Source organism: Pseudoalteromonas sp. G5_S1_14_S5, assembly GCF_054968605.1.
The window spans coordinates 1-1,425 of record NZ_JBQKUM010000178.1; the positions used below are offsets into that span (position 1 = coordinate 1).

Annotated in this window: 1 protein-coding gene; it reads right to left on the reverse strand. The window is 42.3% G+C overall.

Annotated features, from left to right (window positions below; genetic code table 11):
• The coding region (locus tag ACTRWI_RS22420; protein WP_499133900.1) for an IS4 family transposase at positions 1-1,331 on the reverse strand (1,331 nt) is incomplete at its 3' end.
• Positions 1,332-1,425: the final 94 nt, after the last annotated feature.

A 1,425-nucleotide genomic window follows, 5' to 3' on the forward strand; every position in this document is an offset into this window, starting at 1 on the left:
AGATGTTTAGAACGCACAATGTAGCGAGTTTTGCTAAAACGAACGGTCCTGTCTTTGGGCCGTTTTTGTTTTTCGGGCAAGATATAACGTTTCACTCGTTCTCTCATAGCACGCAACTTTTTGGGAACCGAACCTGGTGAGGCGATAGCACACCACATTAGTTCATCTTGAATATCGCGAAGAGCCATCGTGAAGCTTATCCTAAGTGGCGAGACTTCTGCCTCTTTTGCTATCCGGCTAATCTCCAGACGAACCAAGTTATATGCGATAAGGATACCCCATATTTCTTGCTCTACGCCCTCTACAGATTGACTTCGGAGCAGGATTTCATCTTCAAGCATGTCATGCTTAATCTCGCCATAGCTATTCTCGATTTCCCACCTTTCGAAGTACACATCCAATAATTCGTTTAAACTGTATTTCCTATCTGTCAGAGAAGTCAGCAACCCTTTGATGTGATTGGGTTGTTTATCTCCTTCATTAGGATATAGAGCCAGCCTAGCTTGCCACGTTTTTGGGAGGCTCGCGTCTTGTTTTCTGGCCTGCTCAGAGACTTTCATCTCTACAATCAGATCACGTCCCTCATCATCGAGTTGCTCGATGATTTCATATTTCACATTCGACTTTATTGGGGTCATCCAGTGACTTGTCCCATGCTCTTGTTGCCAGTTCAGCATAAGTTCTGCGCTCAAATAGCAACGGTCAAAAATGGTCAATGAATTCGGAACTGATGATGAAATTAAATCTTTTGCATAGCTGATTTCACCTTTAGAGCTTTCTCCAAAAGCCACATCATGAATAAGGCGGCTGCGTAGTGATGTGAGTGCGCACATTCGAACTATTGGGTACTCAGTATGCCTATCTTTTCGGTAGTAAACATATTGATAATGCTCGACTAAGCTTGGATTATCGTGAGTTCTAAACTGTGTACCATCAATTGAAAATAGACTCAAACCATTCCATGTATCAGCGGCATCCTCCAACTGTGTCCAGTGTTTTGCAGTGATTGAGAATAATGACTGTAAAGGTTTAGCGGTGAGGCGCTTTCTCGCCTGAGGAATTGCACTAGGTGCAATAGACTCTCCCAATGAATTCGACAATTTGAGGTCGAGTTTATCGAGTACATCGGTGATCGGTCTATCTCGATATAGACCAATACCAACGACTAGCCATACAACGAGTTCAGCGGGTAGCTTTCTACGGCGCATACTCGCTTTATTCGTTTCAGATAAAGCTTGGTTTATCCAATCTAGCGGAAGGTCTTTTTGGAACAAAGAAAGAGATTCTGGATTAGCAAAATCGTCAACATCAATTAACCAGTGTGACAGCATAAAAAATACCCTTAAACAAAAGTGCTTAAGGGTATTGTCAACCATCTATAGGATCGTTCAACTGATCGAAAAAATGCTTAAATGATCAGTGTTA